The sequence below is a fragment of the Cupriavidus sp. a3 genome (assembly GCF_051015765.1).
Taxonomy (GTDB): Bacteria; Pseudomonadota; Gammaproteobacteria; order Burkholderiales; family Burkholderiaceae; genus Cupriavidus; species Cupriavidus oxalaticus_A.
Genome location: NZ_CP170643.1, coordinates 451,781 through 476,725 on the forward strand (window position 1 = coordinate 451,781; position 24,945 = coordinate 476,725).

General features: G+C 67.2%; 24 protein-coding genes, 2 tRNA genes and 1 pseudogene. 14 read left to right on the forward strand and 13 right to left on the reverse strand.

Annotated elements, in window-relative coordinates:
- The first annotated feature begins 101 nt into the window (after positions 1-101).
- From ACAD63_RS02105 to ACAD63_RS02125, 5 genes are all read left to right on the forward strand, one after another.
- A complete protein-coding gene (locus ACAD63_RS02105) occupies positions 102-1,391 on the forward strand; it encodes a UbiH/UbiF family hydroxylase (protein WP_135705998.1) in 1,290 nt (429 codons plus the stop codon).
- A gap of 55 nt (positions 1,392-1,446) precedes the next feature.
- Entirely contained in the window at positions 1,447-2,205 is a 759-nt protein-coding gene (locus ACAD63_RS02110) for a DsbC family protein (protein ID WP_133093514.1), read from the forward strand.
- 111 nt (positions 2,206-2,316) lie between these two features.
- Complete coding sequence (gene acuI / locus ACAD63_RS02115; protein WP_434033369.1) at positions 2,317-3,321, forward strand: acrylyl-CoA reductase (NADPH); 1,005 nt, start codon at positions 2,317-2,319, stop codon at positions 3,319-3,321.
- A 65-nt stretch (positions 3,322-3,386) separates the two neighbouring features.
- Positions 3,387-5,201 (forward strand): M61 family metallopeptidase, encoded by a 1,815-nt coding sequence (locus ACAD63_RS02120; protein ID WP_195431010.1) that lies wholly within the window; start codon positions 3,387-3,389, stop codon positions 5,199-5,201.
- A gap of 52 nt (positions 5,202-5,253) precedes the next feature.
- A complete protein-coding gene (locus tag ACAD63_RS02125) occupies positions 5,254-7,602 on the forward strand; it encodes an FUSC family protein (protein WP_434033370.1) in 2,349 nt (782 codons plus the stop codon).
- A gap of 163 nt (positions 7,603-7,765) precedes the next feature.
- Here ACAD63_RS02125 and ACAD63_RS02130 read toward each other — a convergent pair.
- A pseudogene (locus tag ACAD63_RS02130) lies at positions 7,766-8,006 on the reverse strand (sulfonate ABC transporter permease); the annotation flags it as partial.
- Between the two features lie 129 nt (positions 8,007-8,135).
- On the opposite strand from ACAD63_RS02130, the gene ACAD63_RS02135 reads away from it, so the two are divergent.
- Positions 8,136-8,414: an acylphosphatase gene (locus tag ACAD63_RS02135; RefSeq protein ID WP_029048328.1), complete on the forward strand. Its 279-nt coding sequence runs from the start codon at positions 8,136-8,138 to the stop codon at positions 8,412-8,414.
- Positions 8,415-8,418: 4 nt separating this feature from the next.
- On the opposite strand, the gene ACAD63_RS02140 is transcribed toward ACAD63_RS02135, so the two are convergent.
- The 8 genes from ACAD63_RS02140 to rpe all read right to left on the reverse strand — a co-directional run bounded on the left by ACAD63_RS02140 (position 8,419) and on the right by rpe (position 15,888).
- Positions 8,419-9,192 (reverse strand): uracil-DNA glycosylase, encoded by a 774-nt coding sequence (locus tag ACAD63_RS02140; RefSeq protein WP_135705993.1) that lies wholly within the window; start codon positions 9,190-9,192, stop codon positions 8,419-8,421.
- Positions 9,193-9,224: 32 nt separating this feature from the next.
- Positions 9,225-9,854, reverse strand: coding sequence for a CYTH domain-containing protein (locus ACAD63_RS02145; protein WP_133093520.1), 630 nt, complete (start codon positions 9,852-9,854; stop codon positions 9,225-9,227).
- A 107-nt stretch (positions 9,855-9,961) separates the two neighbouring features.
- Positions 9,962-10,765, reverse strand: coding sequence for an indole-3-glycerol phosphate synthase TrpC (gene trpC, locus ACAD63_RS02150; protein WP_133093521.1), 804 nt, complete (start codon positions 10,763-10,765; stop codon positions 9,962-9,964).
- Positions 10,766-10,776: 11 nt separating this feature from the next.
- Complete coding sequence (gene trpD, locus ACAD63_RS02155; protein WP_133093544.1) at positions 10,777-11,802, reverse strand: anthranilate phosphoribosyltransferase; 1,026 nt, start codon at positions 11,800-11,802, stop codon at positions 10,777-10,779.
- A gap of 62 nt (positions 11,803-11,864) precedes the next feature.
- A complete protein-coding gene (locus ACAD63_RS02160) occupies positions 11,865-12,434 on the reverse strand; it encodes an aminodeoxychorismate/anthranilate synthase component II (RefSeq protein ID WP_133093522.1) in 570 nt (189 codons plus the stop codon).
- 20 nt (positions 12,435-12,454) lie between these two features.
- Positions 12,455-13,984: an anthranilate synthase component I gene (gene trpE / locus ACAD63_RS02165; RefSeq protein WP_133093523.1), complete on the reverse strand. Its 1,530-nt coding sequence runs from the start codon at positions 13,982-13,984 to the stop codon at positions 12,455-12,457.
- 462 nt (positions 13,985-14,446) lie between these two features.
- A complete protein-coding gene (gene gph / locus ACAD63_RS02170) occupies positions 14,447-15,190 on the reverse strand; it encodes a phosphoglycolate phosphatase (protein WP_135705991.1) in 744 nt (247 codons plus the stop codon).
- The gene (rpe, locus tag ACAD63_RS02175) at positions 15,187-15,888 is read right to left on the reverse strand and encodes a ribulose-phosphate 3-epimerase (protein WP_133093525.1); all 702 of its coding nucleotides are present in this window, start codon (positions 15,886-15,888) and stop codon (positions 15,187-15,189) included. The genes gph and rpe overlap by 4 nt, the downstream gene beginning before the upstream one ends.
- A gap of 240 nt (positions 15,889-16,128) precedes the next feature.
- Here rpe and apaG point away from each other — a divergent pair, with 240 nt between their 5' ends.
- Entirely contained in the window at positions 16,129-16,503 is a 375-nt protein-coding gene (gene apaG / locus ACAD63_RS02180; protein ID WP_012353991.1) for a Co2+/Mg2+ efflux protein ApaG, read from the forward strand.
- Between the two features lie 42 nt (positions 16,504-16,545).
- Here the strand turns inward: apaG and ACAD63_RS02185 are convergent, their stop codons facing one another.
- Positions 16,546-16,767 carry a hypothetical protein gene (locus ACAD63_RS02185; RefSeq protein ID WP_133093526.1) on the reverse strand — a complete coding sequence of 74 codons (222 nt, stop codon included), beginning with the start codon at positions 16,765-16,767 and terminating at the stop codon, positions 16,546-16,548.
- Between the two features lie 128 nt (positions 16,768-16,895).
- On the opposite strand from ACAD63_RS02185, the gene mltA reads away from it, so the two are divergent.
- The gene (gene mltA / locus ACAD63_RS02190; RefSeq protein ID WP_195431006.1) at positions 16,896-18,038 is read left to right on the forward strand and encodes a murein transglycosylase A; all 1,143 of its coding nucleotides are present in this window, start codon (positions 16,896-16,898) and stop codon (positions 18,036-18,038) included.
- 111 nt (positions 18,039-18,149) lie between these two features.
- Here the strand turns inward: mltA and paaK are convergent, their stop codons facing one another.
- Genes paaK through paaG form a run of 3 tightly spaced genes read right to left on the reverse strand, consistent with a single transcriptional unit; the run spans position 18,150 to position 20,817 of the window.
- Complete coding sequence (gene paaK, locus ACAD63_RS02195; protein WP_135705989.1) at positions 18,150-19,454, reverse strand: phenylacetate--CoA ligase PaaK; 1,305 nt, start codon at positions 19,452-19,454, stop codon at positions 18,150-18,152.
- A 44-nt stretch (positions 19,455-19,498) separates the two neighbouring features.
- Complete coding sequence (gene paaI, locus ACAD63_RS02200; RefSeq protein WP_133093529.1) at positions 19,499-19,942, reverse strand: hydroxyphenylacetyl-CoA thioesterase PaaI; 444 nt, start codon at positions 19,940-19,942, stop codon at positions 19,499-19,501.
- Between the two features lie 50 nt (positions 19,943-19,992).
- Positions 19,993-20,817 (reverse strand): 2-(1,2-epoxy-1,2-dihydrophenyl)acetyl-CoA isomerase PaaG, encoded by an 825-nt coding sequence (gene paaG / locus ACAD63_RS02205; RefSeq protein WP_434033371.1) that lies wholly within the window; start codon positions 20,815-20,817, stop codon positions 19,993-19,995.
- Between the two features lie 320 nt (positions 20,818-21,137).
- On the opposite strand from paaG, the gene ACAD63_RS02210 reads away from it, so the two are divergent.
- The 6 genes from ACAD63_RS02210 to ACAD63_RS02235 all read left to right on the forward strand — a co-directional run bounded on the left by ACAD63_RS02210 (position 21,138) and on the right by ACAD63_RS02235 (position 24,945).
- Positions 21,138-21,929: an amino acid ABC transporter substrate-binding protein gene (locus tag ACAD63_RS02210; RefSeq protein ID WP_135705988.1), complete on the forward strand. Its 792-nt coding sequence runs from the start codon at positions 21,138-21,140 to the stop codon at positions 21,927-21,929.
- Between the two features lie 120 nt (positions 21,930-22,049).
- Positions 22,050-22,703 (forward strand): amino acid ABC transporter permease, encoded by a 654-nt coding sequence (locus ACAD63_RS02215; RefSeq protein ID WP_029048313.1) that lies wholly within the window; start codon positions 22,050-22,052, stop codon positions 22,701-22,703.
- Between the two features lie 37 nt (positions 22,704-22,740).
- Complete coding sequence (locus ACAD63_RS02220; protein ID WP_135706316.1) at positions 22,741-23,493, forward strand: amino acid ABC transporter ATP-binding protein; 753 nt, start codon at positions 22,741-22,743, stop codon at positions 23,491-23,493.
- 95 nt (positions 23,494-23,588) lie between these two features.
- Entirely contained in the window at positions 23,589-24,365 is a 777-nt protein-coding gene (locus ACAD63_RS02225) for an enoyl-CoA hydratase (RefSeq protein WP_133093532.1), read from the forward strand.
- 416 nt (positions 24,366-24,781) lie between these two features.
- A tRNA-Ile gene (locus ACAD63_RS02230) sits at positions 24,782-24,858 on the forward strand.
- An 11-nt stretch (positions 24,859-24,869) separates the two neighbouring features.
- Positions 24,870-24,945: transfer RNA gene (locus ACAD63_RS02235), tRNA-Ala, on the forward strand.

Consider the following 24,945-nt stretch of genomic DNA (forward strand, 5'->3'; position numbering starts at 1 on the left):
TGACCCACGCACCGACAGTTTTGTCATATGCCTAATGACCTGAGGAAATAATGAGCGGCCGCGCCCGAAGGGCCCCGGAGTGACGTGGCTATAATCCAGCCATGACCCGATCCCACGCGTCCGCGCGCACCGCTGCGCGCAATTCTTCCGCTTTCCAGGTGGCCGTCGTCGGCGGCGGCATCGTCGGCAAGTCCTGTGCCTTGTTGCTGGCCCAGCAGGGCATGGACGTGGCGCTGGTGGCGCCGAAGCCGCCCCGCGGCGTCGGCCGCGCGCCAGCCGAGGATTGGGACAGCCGTATCTATGCCTTCTCCGCCAGCTCGCAGGCGCTGCTGGAGCGGATGCGCGTGTGGGAGGCGCTGGACCCGGCTCGCATCCAGCCGGTGCGCGACATGCGTGTCTTTGGCGACGTCAGCGCCGCCGAGACCTCGCCCAGCCTGGACGGCGACCTGCATTTCTCCGCGTACGCCGCGGCGGTGCCGCAACTGGCGTGGATCATCGAATCCGGCCATGTCGAGCGCGCGCTCGACACCGCGCTAGGCTTCCAGCACCAGGTGACCTGGCATGACGGCACCGCCACCGTATGCGAGCGCGATCCGGAGGGCATTACCCTGACGCTGGACAACGGCAACAAGCTGCGCACGGCGCTGGCGATCGGCGCCGACGGCGCGCGCTCGTGGCTGCGCCAGCAGTGCCATATCGGCGTCAGCACGCGCAAGTACCGCCAGCTTGGCGTGGTCGCCAACTTTGCCTGCGAGCGTCCGCACCACGAGACCGCCTGGCAGTGGTTCCTGGGCGCGCCGGAAAAGCTGATGGCCGACGAAGAGCCTGCCAACGGCGAGGTACTGGCGATGCTGCCGCTGCCGGGCAACCATGTCTCGATGGTCTGGTCGGCAGACGAAGCGCACGCGCGCGACCTGCTCGCGCTGTCGCCCGAGGCGCTTGCCGCCACCGTGATGCAGGGCGCCGCCGGCGCGGTCGGCAGCCAGTTCGGCACGTTGCGCTGCGTGACGCCGGCGCAGGGCTTCCCGCTGGTGCTGCAGCGCGCCGACCAGTTCGTGCAGCCGCACGTGGCGCTGGTCGGCGACGCCGCCCACGTGGTGCACCCGCTGGCGGGGCAGGGCATGAACCTGGGCCTGCGCGATGTGGCGGAACTTGGCCGCGTGATGGCCGACAAAGAACCTTTCCGCAGCGAGGGCGACCTGCGCCTGCTGCGCCGCTACGAGCGCGCGCGCGCCACCGACCTGCTGTCGCTGACCGCGGCCACCGACGGGCTGCACCGGCTGTTCTCGCTGCCCGGCGGCGTGGCGCGGGTGGTGCGCAACACCGGCATGCGCGCGGTAGGCGGCCAGCCGCTGCTCAAGCGTTTCCTGATCGGGCGCGCGCTCGGCTGACGCCGCCACCGCGCCCCGAACGATCACCCGATCACCGAACACCCCTGGAGTCCACATGTTCCAATTCCTGCGCCGCCACCCTGTCCGCAGCGCCACCGTCACCGCCGTCGCTGGCGGCCTGGCCGCGGCCGGCTTTGCCCTGCATGCCATGGCGGCGGGTGAACCCGGCACCGACCGCATCAAGGAGTCGCTGCAGAAGGTGCTGGGCGGCCGCGCCGAGGTGAAAAGTGTCAGCAAGACTCCGGTGCCGGGGCTATTCGAGGCCAATATCGGCGGGCAGGTGGTCTACACCGACAGCACCGGCCGCTACATCCTCAACGGCGAGATGATCGACACCCGCACCGGCACCAACCTGACCGAAGAGCGGATGGCCGAGATCAACCGCATCAAGTGGTCGGACCTGCCGCTGGCGCGCGCGATCAAGTGGACCAAGGGCGATGGCAGCCGCCAGATCGCGGTGTTCTCCGACCCGAACTGCGGCTACTGCAAGCGCATCGAGCAGACCTTCCAGCAGATGGACAACATCACCGTGTACACCTTCCTGTACCCGGTGCTGTCGCCCGACTCGGAAACCAAGGCCAAGCAGGTCTGGTGCGCGGCCGACCGCACCAAGGCGTGGCGCGACTGGATGCTCAAGCAGGTCGCGCTGACCGGCAACGGCAGCTGCCAGACGCCGTTGCAGGAAAACCTGGCGCTGGGCCATAGCATGAACGTGACCGGCACGCCGGCAGTGTTCTTCATGGATGGCACCCGCATCCCGGGCGCGGCCGACGTGGCCACGCTGGAGAAGAAGCTCGCCAGCATCAAGAAATAAGCGCGCGCCGGCCCCGTCCCGGCTTGATCGACGGCCGGACTTGTCCGGCCGTTCTGCTTTCCGCATTCCCCTCATTCCCAAGCGATCGCCGCCAGGCGACTAGGAGACACCATGACGTTCCAGGCATTGCTGCTGACCCAGGCCGACGGCGCCACCCAGGCCAATCTGGCCACGCTAGACGAAGCGCAGTTGCCCGCCGATGGCGACGTGCTGGTCGCCGTGGACTACTCCACCATCAACTTCAAGGACGGCCTGGCGATCACGGGCCGCTCGCCGGTGGTGCGCAAGTGGCCGATGGTGGCGGGCATCGACGGCGCCGGCACGGTGCTGGAATCGTCCAGCGCGCGCTGGCAGGCCGGCGACAAGGTGGTGCTGAACGGCTACGGCGTGGGCGAGACCCACTGGGGCTGCCTGGCGCAGCGCGCGCGGCTGAAGGGTGACTGGCTGGTGCGCCTGCCCGATGCCTTCACCACGCGCCAGGCCATGGCGATCGGCACCGCCGGCTATACCGCGATGCTGTCGGTGCTGGCGCTGGAGCGCGGCGGCGTCAACGGCCCGGTGCAGCCCGGCGATGGCGAGGTGCTGGTGACCGGCGCTTCCGGCGGCGTGGGCTCGGTCGCGATCGCGGTGCTGAGCAAGCTGAGCTACAAGGTGGTGGCGTCGACCGGCAAGACCAATGAAGCCGACTTCCTGAAGGCGCTGGGCGCTGCCGATGTCATCGACCGCGCCGAGCTTGGCGCGCCCGGCAAGCCGCTGCAGAAGGAGCGCTGGGCCGCGGTGGTGGATTCGGTCGGCTCGCATACCCTGGTCAACGCGTGCGCGCAGGTGCGCTACGGCGGCGTGGTGACGGCGTGCGGGCTGGCGCAGGGGATGGACTTCCCGGCATCGGTGGCGCCGTTCATCCTGCGCGGCGTTACGCTGCACGGCATCGACAGCGTGATGGCGGCCATGCCGCTGCGCGAGCGCGCGTGGCAGCGGCTGGCGAGCGACCTGGAGCCGGATCGCCTGAACGCGATCACGCGCGAGATCGGGCTGGCCGAGGCGATCGACGCCGGCCGCAGGATCGTGGAAGGCGGCATGCGCGGCCGCGTGGTGGTCGACGTCAATCGTGCCTGAGCGGCGACCGGCTGCTTCACCAGCGTCGGCGAGGCCAGCGGTGCGCCGACGTTACAATCCTGCCCATGACGCCGATCCGCTACGCCATCGCCCCGCTTGCGCCTGAGGCGCACCTGTTTGCCGTCACCGTCACGGTGAGCGAGCCCGATCCCGCCGGCCAGCGCTTCACGCTGCCCGCGTGGATCCCGGGCAGCTACATGATCCGCGACTTCGCCCGCCATATCGTGCGCATCCGTGCCGATGCCGGCGGCCGCGAAGTCCCGCTGACCAAGCTCGACAAGCAGAGCTGGCAGGCCGCGCCGGTGAGCCTGTCGGACGGCCCGCTGATGCTGAGCTACGAAGTCTATGCCTGGGACCTGTCGGTGCGCGCCGCGCACCTGGACGCCACCCATGGCTTCTTCAACGGCAGCTCGGTGTTCCTGTGCGTCGAAGGCCAGGCCGAGCGGCCATGCACCGTCGATATCCACGCGCCCGAAGGCGAGGCCTACCGCGGCTGGCGTGTCGCCACCGCGATGCCGGAAGCGCCGGGCCGCGACGGCGCGAAGCGCTACGGCTTCGGCCGCTACCAGGTTGCCGACTACGACGAACTGGTCGACCACCCTGTCGAGATGGGCAACTTCCAGCTCGCCAGCTTCCGTGCCTGTGGCGCGCAGCACGACGTGGTCTTCACCGGCCGCGTGCCCAACCTCGACCTCGAGCGCGTGTGCCGCGACCTCAAGCGCATCTGCGAAAACCAGATCCGCCTGTTCGAACCCCGCAGCGCCGAGGCGCCGTTCCTGGACAGCAACCGCCGCTACGTCTTCATGACGATGGTCACCACCGACGGCTACGGCGGCCTCGAGCACCGCGCCAGCACCGCGCTGATGTGCGCGCGCAATGACCTGCCGGTGCGCGGCGACAGCGACACCAGCGAGGGCTATCGCACCTTCCTGGGCCTGTGCAGCCACGAGTATTTCCACACCTGGAACGTCAAGCGCATCAAGCCCGCCGCGTTCGTGCCGTACCGGCTGGCCGACGAAGCCTACACGCCGCTGCTGTGGCTGTTCGAGGGCTTCACCAGCTACTACGACGACCTGGTGCTGGTGCGCTCGGGCTGCGTGACCGAGGCGCAGTACGTCGAGATGCTGGGCAAGACCTGGAACGGCGTGCTGCGCGGCAACGGCCGCACCAAGCAGAGCGTGGCCGAAAGCTCGTTCGATGCCTGGACCAAGTACTACCGCCAGGACGAGAACGCGCCCAACGCCATCGTCAGCTACTACACCAAGGGGTCGCTGGTGGCGCTGGCGCTGGACCTGACCATCCGCGCCAAGTCGCGCGGACGGCGCTCGCTCGACGACGTCATGCGCGCGCTGTGGCGCCGCTACGGGCGCGGCTTCTATGCGCCCGGCGCGATGCAGCGCGGCGTGACCGAGCCGGAGGTGTATGCGCTGTTCGACGATGTGACCGGCCTGAAGCTGGGCAGCCTGCTGCGCTCGCTGACCGAAGGCACCGGCGAACTGCCGCTGGCGGCGCTGTTCAGGGACTTCGGCGTCAAGGCCGAGGCGCAGAAGCCGTCGCGCACCGCGGCGCTGGGCATCAAGGTCAAGACTGACGACGGCTGGGTACGCGTCACGCAGGTGCTGGACGGCGGCGCGGCGCAGGCCGCGGGCCTGTCGGCCGGCGACCTGCTGGTGGCCATCGACGGCCTGCGCGTGGCGCCCGGCCAGGTCGACAAGCTGCTGGGACGCTACCGCACCGGCGACCGCATCGACCTGCACGCCTTCCGCCGCGACGAGCTGCAGGTGCTGCCGGTCACGCTGGCGCGCGAGCCCGCGGCGCAGTTCAAGGTCAAGCTGGCGGACGGCCGGCATGCGGCGCGCTCGCGCTGGCTGGGCCAGTGACGTAGCGCAGCGATCCCCCACAACCCAGCCACCGCCCCGGCCGCATCGCCGTATGCAATACGCGCACGACCCCCGCACCTTCCTGTATTCGCACTACGTATACCGGGGGCTGCGCTCGGCCACCGGGGTGATCGGCGCCACGCTGATCGCGCTGCATTTCTCCGACCTGCCCACCGCGATGGTGGTGTCGATGGGCGCGCTGTGCACCAGCCTGATGGACCTGCCCAGCCCGCTGAACCACAAATTCAACGAGATGCTGGCGAGCGTGCTGCTGTGCAGCGCGGTGACGCTGGTGGTGGCGCTGACCACGCCGTTCCCGCGGGTGATGCCGTTCGTGCTGGTGCTGGTGACGTTCCTCGCCGCCATGATGACGGTGTACGGCAACAAGACCTTGCCGCTGCAATTCGCCGCGCTGTTCGTGATGACGCTCACGATCAACGAGGACTTCGTGGTCGAGCGCGCGCTGGTCCATGCGGCGCAGTTCAGCGCCGGCGCGGTGGCCTACCTCGGCTACGCGATGCTGGTGAGCTGGCTGACCGAGCGGCGCACCAGGCAACAGGTACTGGCCGAGTCGCTGTACGAGCTGGCCGGCTACCTCGAGATCAAGGCCGGCTTCTACGACGCCGGCAATGACTACGATGCCCAGTTCAACCAGCTGGTGCGCCAGCAGATCGTGGTGGCCGAGCGCCAGCAGGCCGCGCGCGACCTGGTGCTGCGCGGCAACCGCACGCCGCATGACGGGCTGCTGGTGCAGGTGCACCTGCGCATGCTCGACCTGTACGAGTACGTGCTGTCCACCAACACCGACTACCCGCTGCTGCGCCAGACCTTCGGCGGCACGCCGGTGCTGGACCACCTGCGCGGGCTGGTGGTGCTGATGTGCAAGGACGTGGAAGAGATCGCCTACGAGGTCACGCGCGGGCGCGGCTCTTACGCGACGGTGGAATACCGCGAAGGCCTGCGCGCGGTCGAGGCCGAGATCGCGCAGCTGCGCCACCACCACATCAAGCCCGCGGCGATGACGGCGCTGGCCGAGACGCTGGACATGATCCGCGGCGCGATCACGCTGATCGGGCAGCTGCACGAGGCCTCGCGCACGCCGGTGGAGCCGGCCAAGGTGCTGCCGGGCAGCGACATGACGCCGTTCCTGACGCGCCAGAAGTACGAGCTGGGCGTGCTGCGCGAAAACCTGCACTGGCGCTCGCCGGCGTTCCGCTTTGCGCTGCGCATGTCGATGGCGGTGGCGCTGGGGCTGTGGATCACCAACCACCTGCCGTACGCCTCGCACAGCTACTGGATCCTGCTGACCATCATCGTCATCCTGAAGCCGAACTTCAGCATGACCAAGCAGCGCTACAACGACCGCGTGATCGGCACGCTGATCGGCTGCGTGGTGGCGGTGGGGATCCTGAAGGTGGTGGACGAGCCGCTGATACTGCTGGGCGTGCTGTTTCTGGCGCTGGTGGCCAGCGCCGCGTTCGTGACCATCAAGTACCGCTACACCGCGATCGCGGCCTGCATCCAGGTGCTCATCCAGATCAACCTGCTGATGCCGGGCAGCCCGACGGTGGCGGGTGAGCGGCTGGTCGATACGGTGATCGGCGGCATCATCGCCTCGTTGTTCAGCTTCGTGCTGCCGAGCTGGGAATACCGCGCCATCCCCAAGCTGGTGGAGAACGTGCTGCAGGCCAACCGCCGCTATATCGCCGCAACGCGCGACCTGCTGCTGCGCCGGGCCAAGGACGACTTTGCCTATCGCGTGCAGCGCAAGCAGTTCATGGACAACCTGTCGGCGCTGATCTCTTCGTTCCAGCGCATGCTGGACGAGCCCAGGAGCCGGCATCGCGCGGTCGACAACCTGAACCGCTTTATCGTGCAGAACTACCTGGTGGCGGCGCACGTGGCGGCGGCGCGGATCCAGGTGCGGCAGCACTACGATGAGCTGGATATTCCCGCGGCCGAGGCGGCCATCGAGCAGGCTACCGAAGCGGCGCGCAACAGCCTGCAACTGGCCAGCGAGCGGCTGCATGCCGACGAGCGTGGCGGCGGGCGCGGCGCGGGCTTTATCCGCCGCGAACGCGCGCCTGTGTTGGCCGAAGCGCAGGCGCCGCTGGCGGTAGCGGCAGGGCCGGTCGTGGCCGATGTCGCTGAAGCCGAGGAGGATGCGGCGGCCGAGCGCCGCGCGCGGCTGGCGGACTCGGCGGACAAGCGCCGCACCGATACGCTGGTACAGGCTGCCGCTCTGGGCGAGTCTAGCGAGCAGGCTGGGCCGACGTCCAGCTCCACTGGCCGTCCCGCCAACGCAGTGCTGGAGCGCCGGCTGCGCGCGCTGCGCGAGGACGCGGCCAAGATCGCGCTGCGTACCGGGGCGATCGGGCGGGCGATGCGGGCGCGTTCTTAATCACGCGTTCGAGTCCCGATGGGTTTTCTCCCCTCTCCCGCTTGCGGGAGGGGAGAAAATCTGTCGCGGCGTTAAAGGCCGTGCCCCTCCGGCATCTCATCCTCAGGCAACGTCAGCATCCCGCTGTTATAGCTGTACTCAAAGATCTCCCCATACCGCCCCCCAGCGCCGGCACCAGCACCTTCTCGGCGGTGCGGCTCTTGGACGCCAGTGCCGCGAACGCCAGCGAGAACAGCAGCGACGCCGCCAGTGCCGCCAGCATGCGGATGCTGGTGCGCATCAGGTAGTAGGGCAGGGTAGGCCACGTCCAGGTGCACCGCCAGCTGCTGGTCGGGGTGGAACGGGGCATTCATCTGCTGTGCAGCGAACGCGATCATCAGGATCACGGCCAGGATGATCGGACTTACTGGCGCATGCAGCCGGCTTCACCCGGGCGGCGCGCATCCCTTTGTAACGCCCGGCATGGCGGTCTAGTTTACTTGGTGTCGATCACAGAACGCGCACGCCTGGCGTGCGCTCACGGGGAAACGGCCATGAAGAAGGCAACCTGGCGCCTGGTCGCGCATGGGCGCGTGCAGGGCGTCGGCTATCGCGCCGCCTGCGCCGACGCCGCGGATGAACTCGGGCTGGGCGGCTGGGTGCGCAACCGGGTCGACGGCACCGTCGAGGTGATGGCGCACGGCACCGTCAAGCAGCTGGAAGCGCTGCAGGCGTGGATGGAAACGGGCCCGCCGGCGGCGCAAGTGACGTTTGTCGAGGTCGGGCGCGGGGAAGGGGAGTTCGCCGGCTTCGAGTTCCGGCCGACGATCTAGTCGATCAGGCCGCGGTCCAGTCGACCGGCGTGCGGCCGTGCGCTTCGAGCCAGCGGTTGGCTTCGCGGAAGTGGCCGCAGCCGAGAAAGCCGCGATGCGCCGACAGCGGCGAAGGATGCGGCGCTTCGAGCACGCGGTGGCCGTCGCCGAGCAACGGTTTCTTCGCCTGGGCGTGGCTGCCCCACAGCATGAACACCAGGTTCGGGCGGCTTGCCGCCAGCGCGTGGATCAGGCAGTCCGTGACCGCTTCCCAGCCGCGGCGCGCGTGGCTGGCGGCCTGGCCCTGCTCGACCGTCAGCACGGTGTTGAGCAGCAGCACGCCCTGGCGTGCCCAGCCTTCCAGGTTGCCCGAGGTGCGCGGCGGGGTGCTATCCACGCCGAACTCGGCGGCGATTTCCTTGAAGATGTTGCGCAGGCTGGGCGGCACCTTGATGCCTTCCTGCACTGAGAAGGCCAGGCCGTGCGCCTGCGGCAGCTCCACGCCGCCGACGGTGCCGGTGCCGTGGTATGGATCCTGGCCCAGGATCACCACCTTGACCGCATCCGGCGGCGTCAGGTGCAGCGCGTGGAAGACGTGGTGCGGGAACACCGGTTTGCCGGCGGCGCGTTCACCATCGACAAAGGCGGCCAGCTCCTGCCATGCCGGCACGGTGATGCAGGGCGCCAGCAGCGCGCGCCACGCGGCGGGGAGGGCATCGGCCTGGGCCTGCAGGCTGGCGGCGGGGGAGGGCTCGCCGGGGGCACAGGGCGCTTCGGCGGCGAAGAGATCGGCTTGCATGCGTAAGGAATGCCTGGCGGGAAAAACCGCGATTATGACGCCTTGCCTTCGGCGATTCCCGCGAGGCGGTAGCCGCGCGCGGCTTTGCTGAGATCGGAAGGCGCCAGCGTGGCCACGGCGCCAAGCCGTGCGGCGAAGGCGCGCAGGGCATCGGCCGCGTGCGCGGCGTCGCCGTCGAGCCATTCCAGTTCGAGTTCCTGGATGCGTTCCTGCGCGGCGCTGGCCGGCGCGGTAATGGTGCCGGTGTCGAGGGCAGCCTCGATACGCGCGCCGTCCTGCGTGACGATCCAGGTGCGGCGGATGAAGTCGGTACGGAACACCGGTGCCAGCTTGCTGACCAGTGGCGCGAGCACGGATTGCGCTTCAGCGGGGAAGGTCTGCAGCTCGATGGCCTCCCCGGCGATTCCGGTTTCCCATTCATGGCGCGTGGCCAAGCCTGCCTGGCTGCTGCCGGCGGTCTTCAGCGTCTGCAGCCATTGCGCGCCCTTGCGGCGCAGGCGCAGCGCGGCGCGGGCCTGGGCCAGGTCGTGTTCGGGCGTGTCGAGGTAGACGTTGAGCAGGGTCGCTTCGCCCTGCGGCTGGCCGTTGGCGTCGAGCCAGGCGGCCAGCGGGGCGAGGGCGGCATCGGGGACGGCGAGTTTGAGTTCGATTTCCTGGGGCATGGCGAGGATTTAACGGTGGGCAATGGCGATGGCTTCCCAATCACCACCAGCCGGTCCTCTCTCCCGCTTGCGGGAGAGGGGAGCAAACAAGCGGTAGGTCTTTACCCTCAGCCAAACAACCGCGCCAGCTCCACCCCCGGATCCGGCGCCCGCATGAACGCCTCGCCCACCAGGAACGCATGCACATTGGCATCGCGCATGCGCTTCACATCCGCCTGGCCGAGGATGCCCGATTCGGTCACCACCAGCTTGTCAGCCGAAATATGCGGCAGCAGGCCCAGCGTATTGTCCAGCGACACCTCGAACGTGCGCAGGTTGCGGTTATTCACGCCCAGCAGCGGCGTCTTCAGCCGCAGCGCGGCGTCGAGTTCATCGTCGCCGTGCACTTCCACGAGCACGTCCATGCCGAGTTCCAGCGCACAGGCTTCCAGCTCGGCCATCAGGCCATGGTCCAGCGCGGCGACGATCAGCAGGATGCAGTCGGCGCCCCAGGTGCGGGCCTCGTAGACCTGGTACAGGTCGACCATGAAGTCCTTGCGCAGCGCAGGCAGCGGGCACGCGCCGCGCGCGCGCTTCAGGTAATCGGCATGGCCCTGGAAGAAATTCACGTCGGTCAGCACCGACAGGCAGGCTGCGCCGTGGGTGGCATAGCTCTCGGCGATGGCTTCGGGCACGAAGTTCTCGCGCAACACGCCCTTGGACGGCGAGGCCTTCTTCACCTCCGCGATCACGCCGGCATGGCCAGCCGCGATCTTTTCGCGCAGCGCGCGCTCGAAACCGCGCGGTGCCAGGCCGGGCTCGGTGCGCAGGCTCTCGGCCTCGGCGCGCAGGCTGGGCAGGTCGCGCTTCTTGCGCGCGGCGGCCACTTCATCGGCCTTCACGGCCAGGATTTTGTCCAGGATATCTGACATATCAGCGCCTCTTATTTGAATTGCTGCGTGGCGCGCACGAACTGGTCGAGCTTCTCGCGCGCAGCGCCGCTGGCGATGGCCTCGCGCGCGCGGCGGATGCCGTCCTCGATCGAGTCGGCCACATTGGCGGCGTACAGCGCGGTGCCGGCGTTCAGCGACACGATCTCGCGCGGCGTGCCGGGCACGTCGGACAGCGCTTCCAGCAACATCTCCTTCGATTCCCCCGCATCGGCCACCTTCAGGCCGCGGTTGGAGACCATCGACAGGCCGAAGTCTTCCGGGTGGATCTCGTACTCGCGCACCTCGCCGTCCTTCAGCTCGCCGACCAGCGTGGCGGCACCGAGCGACACCTCGTCCATGCCATCCTTGCCGTAGACGACAATCGCGTGCTTTGCGCCCAGGCGCTGCATCACGCGCACCTGGATGCCGACCAGGTCGGGGTGGAACACGCCCATCAGGATATTGGGCGCATCGGCCGGGTTGGTCAGCGGGCCCAGGATATTGAAGATGGTGCGCACGCCCATTTCCTTGCGTATCGGCGCGACGTTCTTCATCGCCGGATGGTGCGTAGGGGCGAACATGAAGCCGATGCCGGTCTGCTCGATGCACTGGCCGACCTGCTCGGGCGTGAGCATGATGTTGACGCCGAGCGCCTCCAGCACGTCGGCGCTGCCCGACTTGGAGCTGACGCCACGGTTGCCGTGCTTGGCGATCTTCGCACCCGCCGCGGCGGCGACGAACATCGAAGCAGTCGAGATATTGAACGTATGCGAGCCATCGCCGCCGGTGCCGACGATATCGACGAAATTCTCGCGGTCTTTCACCGGCACCTTGTTGGCGAACTCGCGCATCACCTGCGCGGCGGCGGAGATCTCGCCGATGGTTTCCTTCTTCACGCGCAGGCCGGTCAGGATCGCGGCGGCCATCACCGGCGAGATCTGCGCCTGCATGATCTGCCGCATCAGGTGCAGCATCTCGTCATGGAAGATTTCGCGGTGCTCGATGCAGCGCGTCAGGGCTTCTTGCGGCGTGATCATGGCGTTCTCGTTGACAGTCTGGATGGCGTGTTGGGTGCTGGAAGGCGCGGCGTCGAGCAGTCTCATCGCGGCGCCTTGACGAAGTTGGCCAGCATCGCATGGCCATGCTCGGACAGGATCGACTCGGGATGGAACTGCACGCCTTCGATGGCGAGCGCCTTGTGGCGCACGCCCATGATTTCGCCGTCCGGGGTCCAGGCGGTGATCTCCAGGCAATCGGGCAGGGTCTCGCGCTCGATTGCCAGTGAATGATAGCGCGTCACGTCGAAGTGCTTGGGCAGGCCGCTGAACACGCCTTGCTGCGTGGTCTCGATGGTGCTGACCTTGCCGTGCATCACCTGCTTGGCGCGGATCACCTTGCCGCCGAACGCCTCGCCGATAGCCTGGTGGCCCAGGCACACGCCCAGCATCGGCACCTTGCCGGCAAAATGCTGCAGCGCCGCCACCGAGATACCGGCTTCCTTGGGGCTGCACGGGCCGGGCGAGACGCAGATATGGTCGGGCTTCATCGCCTCGATCTCTTCGATGGTGATCTCGTCGTTGCGGTAGGTGTGCACCTCCACCCCCAGTTCGCCAAAGTATTGGACCAGGTTGTAGGTGAACGAATCGTAGTTGTCGATCATCAGCAGCATGGCGTCTGTCTCCTGTTCTCTCAGATATCGGAGTCCAGGCCATCCTGGACCTGCTCGGCGGCGCGGATCACGGCGCGCGCCTTGGCTTCGGTTTCCCTCCATTCGGCCTCGGGGTCCGAATCGGCAACGATGCCGGCGGCGGCCTGCACGTAGAGATTGCCGTCCTTGATGATGCCGGTGCGGATGGCAATGGCCAGGTCCATCTCGCCGCCGAACGAGAGGTAGCCCACCGCGCCGCCGTAGATGCCGCGCTTGCGCGGCTCCAGCTCGTCGATGATTTCCATCGCATGCACCTTGGGCGCGCCCGACAGCGTGCCAGCGGGAAAGGTCGCGCGCAGCACGTCGAGGTTGCTCATGCCTTCGCGCAGCGTGCCTTCGACCGAGCTGACGATATGCTGCACGTGCGAGTACTTCTCGATCACCATCTTGTCGGTGACCTTGACCGAGCCGGTCTGGGCGATGCGGCCGATATCGTTGCGCGCCAGGTCGATCAGCATCACGTGCTCGGCGATTTCCTTGGGATCGTTGAGCAGCTCGGTGGCAAGCTGGGCGTCCTTTTCCGGCGTATTGCCGCGCGGACGGGTACCGGCCAGCGGGCGGATGGTGACGATGTGTTCGCTGCGGGTGTCGCCGCCGTTGTCGCCATTGGTGCCGACCTTGCGTTCCTCCTGGCGCACCAGGATTTCCGGCGACGCGCCCACCACCTGGAAGTCGCCGAAGTTGTAGAAATACATGTACGGCGACGGGTTCAGCGAACGCAGAGCGCGGTACAGCGACAGCGGCGAGTCGCGGTAGGGCTTCATCAGCCGCTGGCCGATCTGCACCTGCATCATGTCGCCGGCCATGATGTATTCCTTGGCCTTGTGCACGGCGTTCAGGTAGTCCGCCTTGGCGAATTCGCGGTAGACCTCGGTCTGCACCGACGGGCTGGTTACCGGCACGTCCACCGGCTGGCGCAGCTTCATGCGCAGCTCGCGCAGGCGCTGGCGGGCGCGGGGATAGGCTTCGGGCGTGGTCGGGTCGGCGTAGACGATCAGGTAGAGCTTGCCCGACAGGTTGTCGATCACGGCCAGCTCTTCGCACAGCAGCAGCTGGATATCGGGCAGGTTCAGGTCGTCGGGCTTCTGCGTGCTGGCGAGTTTCTTCTCGATATAGCGCACCGCGTCGTAGCCGAAGTAGCCGGCCAGGCCGCCGCAGAAGCGGGGCAGGCCCGGGCGCAGCGCGACCTTGAAGCGGCCTTCAAACTCGGCGATGAAGTCGAGCGGATTGCCTTCGTGCGTTTCCACCACCTTGCCGTCGGTCACCACCTCGGTGCGGTTGCCGAAGGCGCGCAGCAGCGTGCGCGCATGCAGGCCGATGAAGGAATAGCGCCCGAAGCGCTCGCCGCCGACCACCGACTCCAGCAGGAAGGTGTTGACCCCGCGCGTCTGCGACTGGGCCAGCTTCAGGTACAGCGACAGCGGCGTTTCCAGGTCGGCAAAGGCCTCGGCGATCAGCGGGATGCGGTTGTAGCCCTGGTCGGCCAGCGATTTGAATTCCAGTTCGGTCATGTCGGTCCTCTTGCGGTCCTCTTGTGCGGCGTCGCTGCGCGATGAGGTTGGGCGCGGCGCCGCATTTCGGCAATCAGGCTGGAGCGAATGGATACCCGCCCCGTTTGGCGGGCCGTGGTGCAGGCAAGTTGCGGACAAGACTGCACACGGCCGGGGAAGGGCGTGCGGCGCGTTCTTGAGCTAAACGTAGCAGAGAATTTCCGCTGCGCTGGCTTTTGGCGGGTTTGGGTGGGATGCCCGGCACGGGGTTGGACCCTCAGCCGGTTGTCACGACGCCCTCGGGTAGAGGGCGCGTCAGCAGACTCGCGAACGCACTTTACGCCTGTTGGAAGGCGCGCCAGCGACGCCAGGGCCAAGCCTGCCGATCACTGCCAGAAGAGATGCGTTTGCGGTTGAGAAACATTGAATGTTCAGGGATTTCAGTCGCGATCGACCTGATGATCGACCTTGTTGAGAGCGACCCTATCGATGACCTGCCCGGTGTGCCGCAAACAGCGCTGCGGCGTGGGCAATGGTGTCGACTATACCATCGGCCTCGACGGCTTGTACAGGATTGCCATGGTTGTAGCCATAGGGCACCAGCAGCACGCCCATGCCCGCCGCTCGGGCCGCCTGGGCGTCGTTTTCCGAGTCACCAAGGGCCGCCATCGCCGACGGATCCAGCCGGAACACTTCCGCCACCTTGAGCAGCGGGAACGGGTCGGGTTTGCGCAGCTGGAACGCATCGCCGCCGTAGACCAGCTCGAAATATGCCGCCAGCCCGGTCTTGGCCAGCAGCGGCTCGGTGAAGCCGAAGGGCTTGTTGGTCACGCAGGCCAGCCTCAGGCCGGCTGTCTTCATTGCCGCCAGGCCTTCGCGAACGCCCGGGTAGACCTGCGAGAACTGGCCGTTGATGCGGATGTACTCGCGGTCGTACAGCGCGTAGGCATCGGCAAAGAGGCTGTTGGCGTGCAGCGGCGAGAAGCGCGCGTCGAGCACGCGCCGGATCAGGTTTTCCGAGCCCTTGCCGACGTAGCTGACGATTTCCTGCTCGGACATCGGCGCCACCGGCCCCAGGTTGGGGTGCTGGCGGCCCAGCGCCAGCAGCATGGCGTTGATCGAGGCGTGGAAGTCGCCCGCCGTATCGACCATGGTGCCGTCCAGGTCGACGATCACCCCTTCGATGCCGCTCCAGTCGGTGCGGCGCAGTGCCACGCCCGCAGTCATCGGCCAACCTTCGCCAGTTCGCCGCGCAGCGCCGAGATGATGCCGCGGTAGCCGCCGTCGCCGTCGGGCTTGCCGAACACGGCCGAGCCCGCCACGAACGTGTCTGCGCCGGCCGCGGCGATCTCGGCGATATTGTCGACCTTCACGCCGCCGTCCACTTCCAGCAGGATGGTGCGGCCGGTGCGGGCAGTGTATGCGTCGATACGCTGGCGCACCGCGCGCAGCTTGTTCAGCGTCTCGGGGATGAACGACTGGCCGCCGAAGCCGGGGTTGACCGACATCAGCAGGATCACGTCCAGGCGGTCCATCACGTGGTCCAGGTGGTGCAGCGGGGTGGCGGGGTTGAACACCAGGCCGGCCTGGCAGCCGTTATCGCGGATCAGCGCGAGCGAGCGGTCGACGTGCTCGCTGGCTTCCGGGTGGAAGGTGATGATATTGGCGCCGGCCTTGGCAAAGTCCGGGATGATCCGGTCTACCGGGCGCACCATCAGGTGCACGTCGATGGGGGCGGTCACGTGGGGACGGATCGCCTCGCACACCAGCGGGCCCACGGTCAGGTTGGGCACGTAATGGTTGTCCATCACGTCGAAGTGGATCCAGTCGGCGCCGGCCTCGGTCACGCGGCGGACTTCCTCGCCCAGGCGGGCGAAATCGGCGGACAGGATGGAGGGGGCGATGCGGAAGGTGGGTTGGGTCATTTTGGCGGGCGGTGAATGCAGGGAATGCTGTTATCGCCGCTGCGGCGGGCCGAAGGCGCCGCCGCAGCAGGGGCGGCCGGGGCGCACGGCGGGCGGCGGCAAGGCGTTGAAAGACCGATATTCTACGCCCGCCCGGTGCGATCGCGTCCGGCCGGCACCCTTGCCCGTCCCGCGGCCATCCCGCACAATGCGGCTACCCCATTCCCCTGCCGGCCGATGCTGCCGCCGGCCCTGCCCAAGATGAGCGAATACGCCTTCTCCGTGTCGGTGCGCACCCAGTACCTGCCGGACCAGTCCGATCCCGAGCGCGGGCGCCATGCCTTCGCCTACACCATCACCATCCACAACACTGGCGAGGTGGCGGCGCAGCTGATCTCGCGCCACTGGATCATCACCGACAGCGACAACGGCACGCAGGAAGTCGCCGGCCTGGGCGTGGTGGGCCACCAGCCGCTGCTGAAGCCGGGCGAGCATTTCGAATACACCAGCTGGGCCACCATCTCGACGCCGGTCGGGTCGATGAAGGGCGAATACTTCTGCGTGGCCGAGGACGGCCACCGTTTCGAGGTGCCGATCCCCGAATTCGCGCTGGTGCTGCCGCGCATGCTGCACTGAGCGCGCGCCCAGCCGGAAGCCGGGAAGCCTCGAAGCGGGAACCTACTGGCGCTTCGCGCTGTCCTGTTCCTGCGCCGGCGTTTGCCGGCCCTGCGTGGATTCCTGCGGCTGGCGCGACGGGTGGTCGTCGGGCGCGCGGGTCGGGCGCGGGTTCTTTTTGGCCGTGCCCATGGTCCAGACCACGATAAAGATCAGCAGGAACAGCGCCACGCCGGCCTCGAGGGCGAACAGCAGCATGGGATGGGCTTCGAAGAACTTGCTCATGGCGGATGCGGCGGTGGCGATGACAGATGACAGATGACGGTGGGATTGTAGGGCAACTGCCCGGTGCGATCCCTGCCGGGCCGGCACCGGTCGCGGGACACTGCGCGGGACACTGAACAACAAGCAAGATGGCATACGCGGATTCGCTTTCGATTTCTCTCCCAGGTTTCACTGCGCGCGCTGGCGCCCGTGCCCGCGCCTGGCTGGCGCTCGCCGGCGCCGGCGCGCTGCTGGCCGGCTGCATGAGCGGCCCGCCGCCGCGCATCGAGACCGGCCCGTCCGGCAGCACGCCGCCCGCTTCGTCGACCCAGAAAGGCCAGCTGCAGGCCGCCAGCTGGAACGACATCGGCGGCTGGACCCAGGACGACGTGCGCGCAGCCTGGCCCGCGCTGCAGGCCAGCTGCCAGGCGCTGAAGAAGCGCGCCGAGTGGAGCCGAGCCTGCGCCGCCGGCATGATGGTCGACGCCGGTGACCTCAACGCCATGCGCGCCTATTTCGAGACCAACTTCCAGCCGTTCCGCGTGGTCAACGGCGACGGCACCGACAGCGGGCTGATCACCGGCTACTACGAGCCCATCCTGCACGGCTCGCGCACGCGGCAGGGGCGCTTCCAGGTGCCGCTTTACCGCAAGCCGGCGCAGTTCGGCAACCGCCCGCTGCCGGGCCGCGCCGAGCTGCTGCAGAACCCGGCCATGCGCGGCAACGAGCTGGTGTGGGTGGATGACGCGGTCGAGGCCGCCTTCCTGCAGATCCAGGGCTCGGGCCGGATCCGCATGGCGGACGGCACCATGATGCGGGTCGGCTTCGGCGGCACCAACGACCAGCCGTTCCGCTCGTTCGGCAAATGGCTGCTGGACCGCGGCGAGATCACGCCGGCGCAGGCCACCATGCAGGGCATCAAGGCGTGGGCGCGGGCCAACCCGGGGCGCGTCGACGAGATGCTGAACGTCAATCCTCGCTTCGTGTTCTTCCGCGAGCTGCCGCCGAACAATGACGGCCCGGTGGGCGCGCTGGGCGTGCCGCTGACCGCCGAGCGCTCGATCGCGGTGGACCCCGCCACCATTCCGCTGGGCGTGCCGGTGTTCCTGTCGACCACGCGCCCGCTGTCGACCGAACCGATCCAGCGGCTGATGTTTGCGCAGGATACGGGCAGCGCCATCAAGGGCGGCGTGCGCGCCGATTTCTTCTGGGGCGCCGGCGATGCGGCGGGCGAGACGGCGGGGCGGATGAAGCAGGGCGGCCGGATGTGGGTGCTGATGCCGCGTAGCTGAGGCCAGCCGATCAGGCTAATACTGCGAATGTTGTCTCCCCTCTCCCCCAACCGCTCTCCCGCAAGCGGGAGAGGGGAGCAAAGCGGCGGAATTCTTAATGGCCCTGGGCCATCACCGCGGCCGCTGGTCCACGATCCGCTTCGCCTTCCCCACCGAACGCTCGATGCCTCCCTCCGGCAGCACCTCGATGGTGGCGGTCACCCCGATATAAGACTTGATCTCGTGCGCCAGCCGCTCGCGCGCAGACTGCGCACGCGCCAGCTCGCTGCCATGGGCGCATTCCACACGCACCGTCAACGTATCCATATGGCCGTCCTTGCCCAGCACGCACTGGTAGTGCGGCGCCAGCTCGGCCTGCTTCAGGATCAGTTCCTCGATCTGTGACGGGAACACGTTGACGCCGCGCACGATCATCATGTCGTCGGTCCGGCCGGTGACCTTTTCCATGCGGCGGAAGGCCGGCCGCGCCGTACCCGGCAGCAAGCGGGTCAGGTCGCGGGTCCGGTAGCGCACCACCGGCATCGCTTCCTTGGTCAGCGAGGTAAAGACCAGCTCGCCGAATTCGCCATCGGGCAGCACTTCGCCGGTATTCGGGTCGATGATTTCCGGGTAGAAGTGGTCTTCCCAGATGGTCGGGCCGTCCTTGGTTTCGGCGCATTCATTGGCCACGCCCGGGCCCATCACCTCGGACAGCCCGTAGATATCGACCGCGGAAATGCCCATGCGCTTCTCGATCGCCAGCCGCATTTCGGGCGTCCACGGCTCGGCGCCGAAGATGCCCACGCGCAGCGAGCTGGTGGCCGGGTCGACGCCCTGGCGCTCGAACTCGTCGGCGATCGCCAGCATGTAGCTGGGCGTGACCATGATGATCTCGGGCTTGAAGTCCAGGATCAGCTGGACCTGGCGCTCGGTCTGGCCGCCGCCGAACGGGATTGCCGTCAGGCCGGCTTTCTCGACGCCGTAGTGCGCGCCCAGCCCGCCGGTGAAGAGGCCGTAGCCATAGCTGATATGTACCTTGTCGCCCCGGCGCGCGCCGGAGGCCCGGATCGAGCGCGCCATCACCGTCGCCCAGTTATCAATGTCCTGGAGCGTGTAGCCGACCACCGTGGGCTTGCCGGTGGTGCCGGACGAAGCATGCACGCGCGCCACGCGGTCCTGCGGCACGGCGAACATGCCGAACGGGTAATTGTCGCGCAGGTCCTGCTTGCTGGTGAACGGAAAGCGCGCCAGGTCGGCCAGCGATTGCAGCTGGTCGGGATGGACGCCGGCCTCGTCGAACTTGCGGCGGTACACCGGCGAATTGGCGTAGGCGTGGTGGAGCGACCATTTCAGCCGCTCCAGCTGCAGGGCCTGCAGCTCGGCGCGGCTGGCGGTCTCGATCGGGTCCAGGGGCAGATCGGTCAGGCGCGTGCTCATGTCGTCTCCTGCACGGGGGGCGGTTATCTTGGTGGCTGCGGTGTTCAGGCGACGGTATCCGGCGGCACGACATGGCCCTTGATATGCGCCGACTTGCCGCGGAACAACGCCACCACCTCGCCGGCGGCGTTGGTCACGCGGATGTCGTAGATGCCGTGGCGGCCCGACAGGGTCTGCTCGATCCCCTCTGCGGTCAGCACGTCGCCGCCGTGCACGGGTTTGAGGAACTCGATGCTGCAGCCGGCTGCCACGGTATTGATGTTATGGCTGTTGCAGGCGAACGCGAAGGTCGAATCGGCCAGCGTGAACATCAGGCCGCCGTGGCAGATGCCGTGGCCGTTCAGGAATTCATTGCGTACCGGCATGGTCAGCCGGGCATAGCCGGGGCGGACCGCTTCAACGGTGATCCCGAGCCAGCGGCTGCAGGTGTCGGCTTCATACATGGCGGCCGCGGCCGCTTCGGCGAGGGCCTGGGGGTCCTTGTGCAACGTGGTCTCCTTGGGGGGCGGGGTGGCGCCGTGCAGGCGCCCTGAAGCGCTTACTTGCCGGTAAATCGGGCGGCGCGCTTTTCCAGGAAGGCATTGACGCCTTCCGCATAGTCCGCCGACTGGCCGAGCTCACGCTGCAGGTCGCGTTCCAGGTCGAGCTGGGTGTCGAGGGTGGCGGTCGCGCTGGCGTACATGGCGCGCTTGATCGAGGCCAGCGCCCGGGTCGGCTGCGCGGCCAGGTGCGTGGCCAGCGCCAGCGCCTGCTCGGGCAGCAGCGGATCGTCCATGGCTTCCCAGATCAGGCCCCATTTCTCGGCTTCCTCGGCGGACAGGCGCTCGCCGGTCATCGCCAGCCCGAGCGCGCGCGCCATGCCGATGCGCTTGGGCAGCAGCCAGGTGCCGCCGGAATCCGGCACCAGCCCGATCTTGACGAAGGCCTGGATAAAGTTGGCCGAGCGCGCGGCCAGCACCATGTCGCAGGCCAGCGCCAGGTTGGCGCCGGCGCCGGCGGCGGTGCCGTTGACTGCGGCTACCACCGGCAATGGCAGCGCCTGCAGCCGGCGGATCAGCGGGTTGAACCAGGTGTCGATCAGTTCGCCGAGGTCGGTCATCCGGCCGGGCGTGAAATCCAGGTCGGCCAGGTCCTGACCGGCGCAGAAGCCGCGCCCGGCGCCGGTCAGCAGCAGCGCCCGCGCGCCGCCGGCCTCGACATGGTCGAGCGCCTGCTGCAGCGCCTTGTGCATCTCGCGGGTGAAGCTGTTGAGCTTGTCGGGGCGGTTCAGCGTGATTACCGCGACGGACCCCTGCCATTGGAGCAGGATGGGGCCGGCATCGAGGCTGACCGGCTGGCCAGCGGGCGTGGACATCGGGGGCATGTTTGTCTCCTGCCTGGTGTTCTTTGCGGTCGGCGCGGGGCTGGCGCCGCTAAAATAAACCGACCAGTCGGTCGGCAAATGGTAGCACTAAATACTGCATGCGTGAGCTATTCGCTCAGCGTAAGGGCGCCGGACCGAGGTGCCTTATTAGTACTAACCCGCGATCGCGTTCCGCAATCGGGATGGCGACCGCAATGCCGGCATCCCGTGTCGCTCTATAATCGCGCTGCCAACAACAATTGCAGCATCGCTGGTGCCCGTTGCGCGCCGGCACGCAAGACTGTTTCACTGATTCCCTCATTTCCGCACTGGATCTCCCTATGAAGAAGTTCGCAGCACTCCTTTTGGCCTCGTCCGTGGCGCTGTTCGCCGCGTGCGGCAAGAACGAATCCGCACCGGCCGCCGGCACGGGCAGCGCCGCCGCCAGCAAGATCATCGTCGGCCTGGATGACAATTTCCCGCCCATGGGCTTCCGCGATACCAATAACGAGCTGGCCGGCTTCGATATCGATATGGCGAAAGAGGCCAGCCGCCGTCTCGGCATGGCCGTCGAATTCAAGCCGATCGACTGGAGCGCCAAGGAAGCCGAACTGAACGGCAAGCGCGTGGACGTGCTGTGGAACGGGCTGACCATCACCGACGAGCGCAAGAAGAACATCAGCTTCACCGCGCCCTATATGACCAACCACCAGATCGTCATCGTCGGCACCAATTCGCCGGTGAAGGCCAAGGCGGACCTGGCCGGCCGCATCGTCGGCGCGCAGGACGGCAGCAGCGCGGTGGACGCCATCAAGAAGGAAGGCCAGGTCTCCGCCAGCCTGAAGGAGCTCAAGACCTTCGGCGACAACGTGACGGCACTGATGGACCTGTCCGCCGGCCGCCTCGACGCGATCGTGGTGGATGAAGTGGTGGGCCGCTACCTGATCAGCAAGCGTGCCGGCGAATACCGCGTGCTCGAAGAGAACTTCGGTACCGAGGAGTACGGCGTCGGCGTCCGCAAGGATGACGCCGATCTGCTCGGCAAGCTCGACAAGACCCTGGCATCGATGAAGCAGGACGGCACCGCCGCCCGCATCGCGACCCAGTGGTTCGGCACCGATATCACCAAGTAATCCAGGCGCCAGCCGGCGCCCTGCGCGGTTCGGGCAGGGTGCCGGCTTCCTGCCGGACTCGGGCGCTGGCCGCGCGACGGCCCGCTGCCTGGAATCCTTCCTCCTTCTGTTCGCGCGAACATGGATTACGTCTTATCTCTACTGGGGCCATTGGCGCAGGGTGCGAAAGTTACGCTCACCCTGTTCGTCATCACGCTCGCCCTGTCGGTGCCGCTGGGGCTGGCGCTGGCGCTCGCGCGCATCTCGTCATGGCCGCTGCTGAGCGGTGCGGTCAATGGCTACATCTGGCTGATGCGCGGTACGCCGCTGATGCTGCAGATGCTGTTTATCTATTTCGCGCTGCCGTTCGTGCCGGTCATCGGCGTGAGGCTGCCCGATTTTCCCGCGGCGGTGGTGGCGTTCGCGCTCAACTACGCCGCGTACTTCGCGGAAATCTTCCGCGCCGGGATCAAGTCCGTCGACCGCGGCCAGTATGAAGCCAGCAAGGCGCTGGGCATGACGTACTTCCAGACCATGCGCCGGGTCGTGCTGCCGCAGATGGTCAGCCGCGTCCTGCCGCCGGTCAGCAATGAAACCATCACGCTGATCAAGGACACGTCGCTGATCTACGTGCTCGCCCTCAACGATATCCTGCGCACCGCGCGCGGCATCGTGCAGCGCGATTTCACGACCACGCCTTTCCTGGTCGCAGCGCTGTTTTATCTGGTGATGACGCTGATTCTGACCTGGTTCTTCCAGAATCTCGAAAAACGCTATGCCAAACATGATGACTAGCCCGAATGGCGCCACCTCTGACCAAGCGCCCGGCATCATGATCGCGGCGCGGGACATCTTCAAGTCGTTCGGATCGCTGCAGGTCCTGCGCGGCGTCTCGCTGACGCTGCGCAAGGGCGATGTCACCGCGGTGATCGGGCCGTCGGGCTCGGGCAAGAGCACCTTGCTGCGCTGCCTGAACCATCTCGAGGTGATCGACCGCGGCACCATCGACATCGAAGGCGAAGCGCTGGCGGCCGCTGGCCCCGACGGTGCCTCCAGGTATGTGCCGGAGGCGGAAGTCCGCCGCATCTGCCGCAAGATGGGTATGGTGTTCCAGTCGTTCAACCTGTTCCCGCACATGACGGTGCTGCAGAACATCATCGAGGCACCGATGACCGTCAAGGGGCTGTCGCGCGACGCGGCGGTGCCCAAGGCCGAGGAACTGTTGCGCAAGGTCGGGCTGCTGGCCAAGCGGGACAACTATCCGGCGCGCCTGTCCGGCGGGCAGAAGCAGCGCGTGGCGATTGCGCGCGCGCTGGCGATGGAGCCCGACATCATGCTGTTCGACGAGCCGACCTCCGCGCTCGATCCGGAACTGACCGGGGAAGTACTGCGCACCATGCGGCAACTGGCGGACGAGCATATGACCATGCTCGTCGTCACGCATGAAATGGGGTTTGCGCGCGAAGTGGCCAACCACGTCGTGTTCATGGACGAGGGCAGGATCCTCGAGGAAGGCGCGCCTGCCGAGGTGTTCGGCTCTCCCGCCCATGCACGCACCCGGGAATTCCTGGCGCACATGCTCTGAACAGGGAACAGCGCCGCCAGGCCGCGACAGGTGGCAGAATAGCCCGCAGCCGGTGGCGGACGCTGCCATTTGATTGCCAATACATAGGAGAAGACATGCCGTACGAAAACATCCTGGTCGAGACGCGCGGCCGCGTTGGTCTGGTTACGCTGAACCGCCCAAAGGCGCTGAACGCGCTCAACGACGCGCTGATGGATGAACTGGGTGCCGCGCTGACGGCGTTCGACCAGGATGAGGGCATCGGCGCCATCGTCATTACCGGCAGCGACCGCGCCTTCGCCGCCGGCGCCGATATCGGCATGATGGCCAAGTACTCCTTCATGGATGTCTACAAGGGCGACTACATCACCCGCAACTGGGAAACCATCCGCAAGATCCGTAAGCCGGTGATTGCTGGCGTGGCGGGGTACGCGCTGGGCGGTGGCTGCGAACTGGCGATGATGTGCGACATCATCATCGCGGCGGACTCGGCCAAGTTCGGCCAGCCGGAAGTCAAGCTCGGCACCATGCCCGGCGCCGGCGGCACGCAGCGCCTGCCGCGCGCGGTGTCCAAGGCCAAGGCGATGGACCTGTGCCTGACCTCGCGCATGATGGACGCCGCCGAAGCCGAGCGCTCGGGCCTGGTGTCGCGCGTGGTGCCGGCCGACAAGCTGCTGGACGAAGTGCTGGCCGCCGCCGAAACCATCGCCGGGTTCTCGCTGCCGGTGGTCATGATGATCAAGGAGTCGGTCAACGCCGCTTACGAGACCACGCTCAATGAAGGCGTGCACTTCGAGCGCCGGCTGTTCCATTCCACCTTTGCCAGTGAAGACCAGAAGGAAGGCATGGCCGCTTTCGTAGAGAAGCGCGCCCCTAATTTCCAGCATCGCTGAAAACTTGATAGGGGAATACCTGACGGCAGCGCGGGGGTATTCAAGGGCCGCCGCGCTGGCCATCTTGAGGTTTTCCTTTATTGCTCAAAGGGTTACGACATAATCACGCGAACCCCTAGCTGAGCGCTGTGACAAAGATGTTGCAAGGTCCGTGGAACCGGCCTAATATTCGCCCCCTCGCAACACACAACGCAGCGCTGCAAAGCAGACGCAGCAAGGGTTGCGGGGTCGACCGCAAGGTTGGCGCAGCGAAGTTGGCAGCGCTGGCCGCAGCAAAACACGGCAGGGTTCATGACTGGGGTGAAGTCGTAACAAGGTAGCCGTATCGGAAGGTGCGGCTGGATCACCTCCTTTCCAGAGGCTTGTGTCTCAAGCCTAGCGTTCACACTTATCGGTTTGTTTGCTGTTACAGCCAAGGGTCTGTAGCTCAGGTGGTTAGAGCACCGTCTTGATAAGGCGGGGGTCGTAGGTTCAAGTCCTACCAGACCCACCAAGTTATCCGAGGGGGGATTAGCTCAGCTGGGAGAGCACCTGCTTTGCAAGCAGGGGGTCGTCGGTTCGATCCCGTCATCCTCCACCA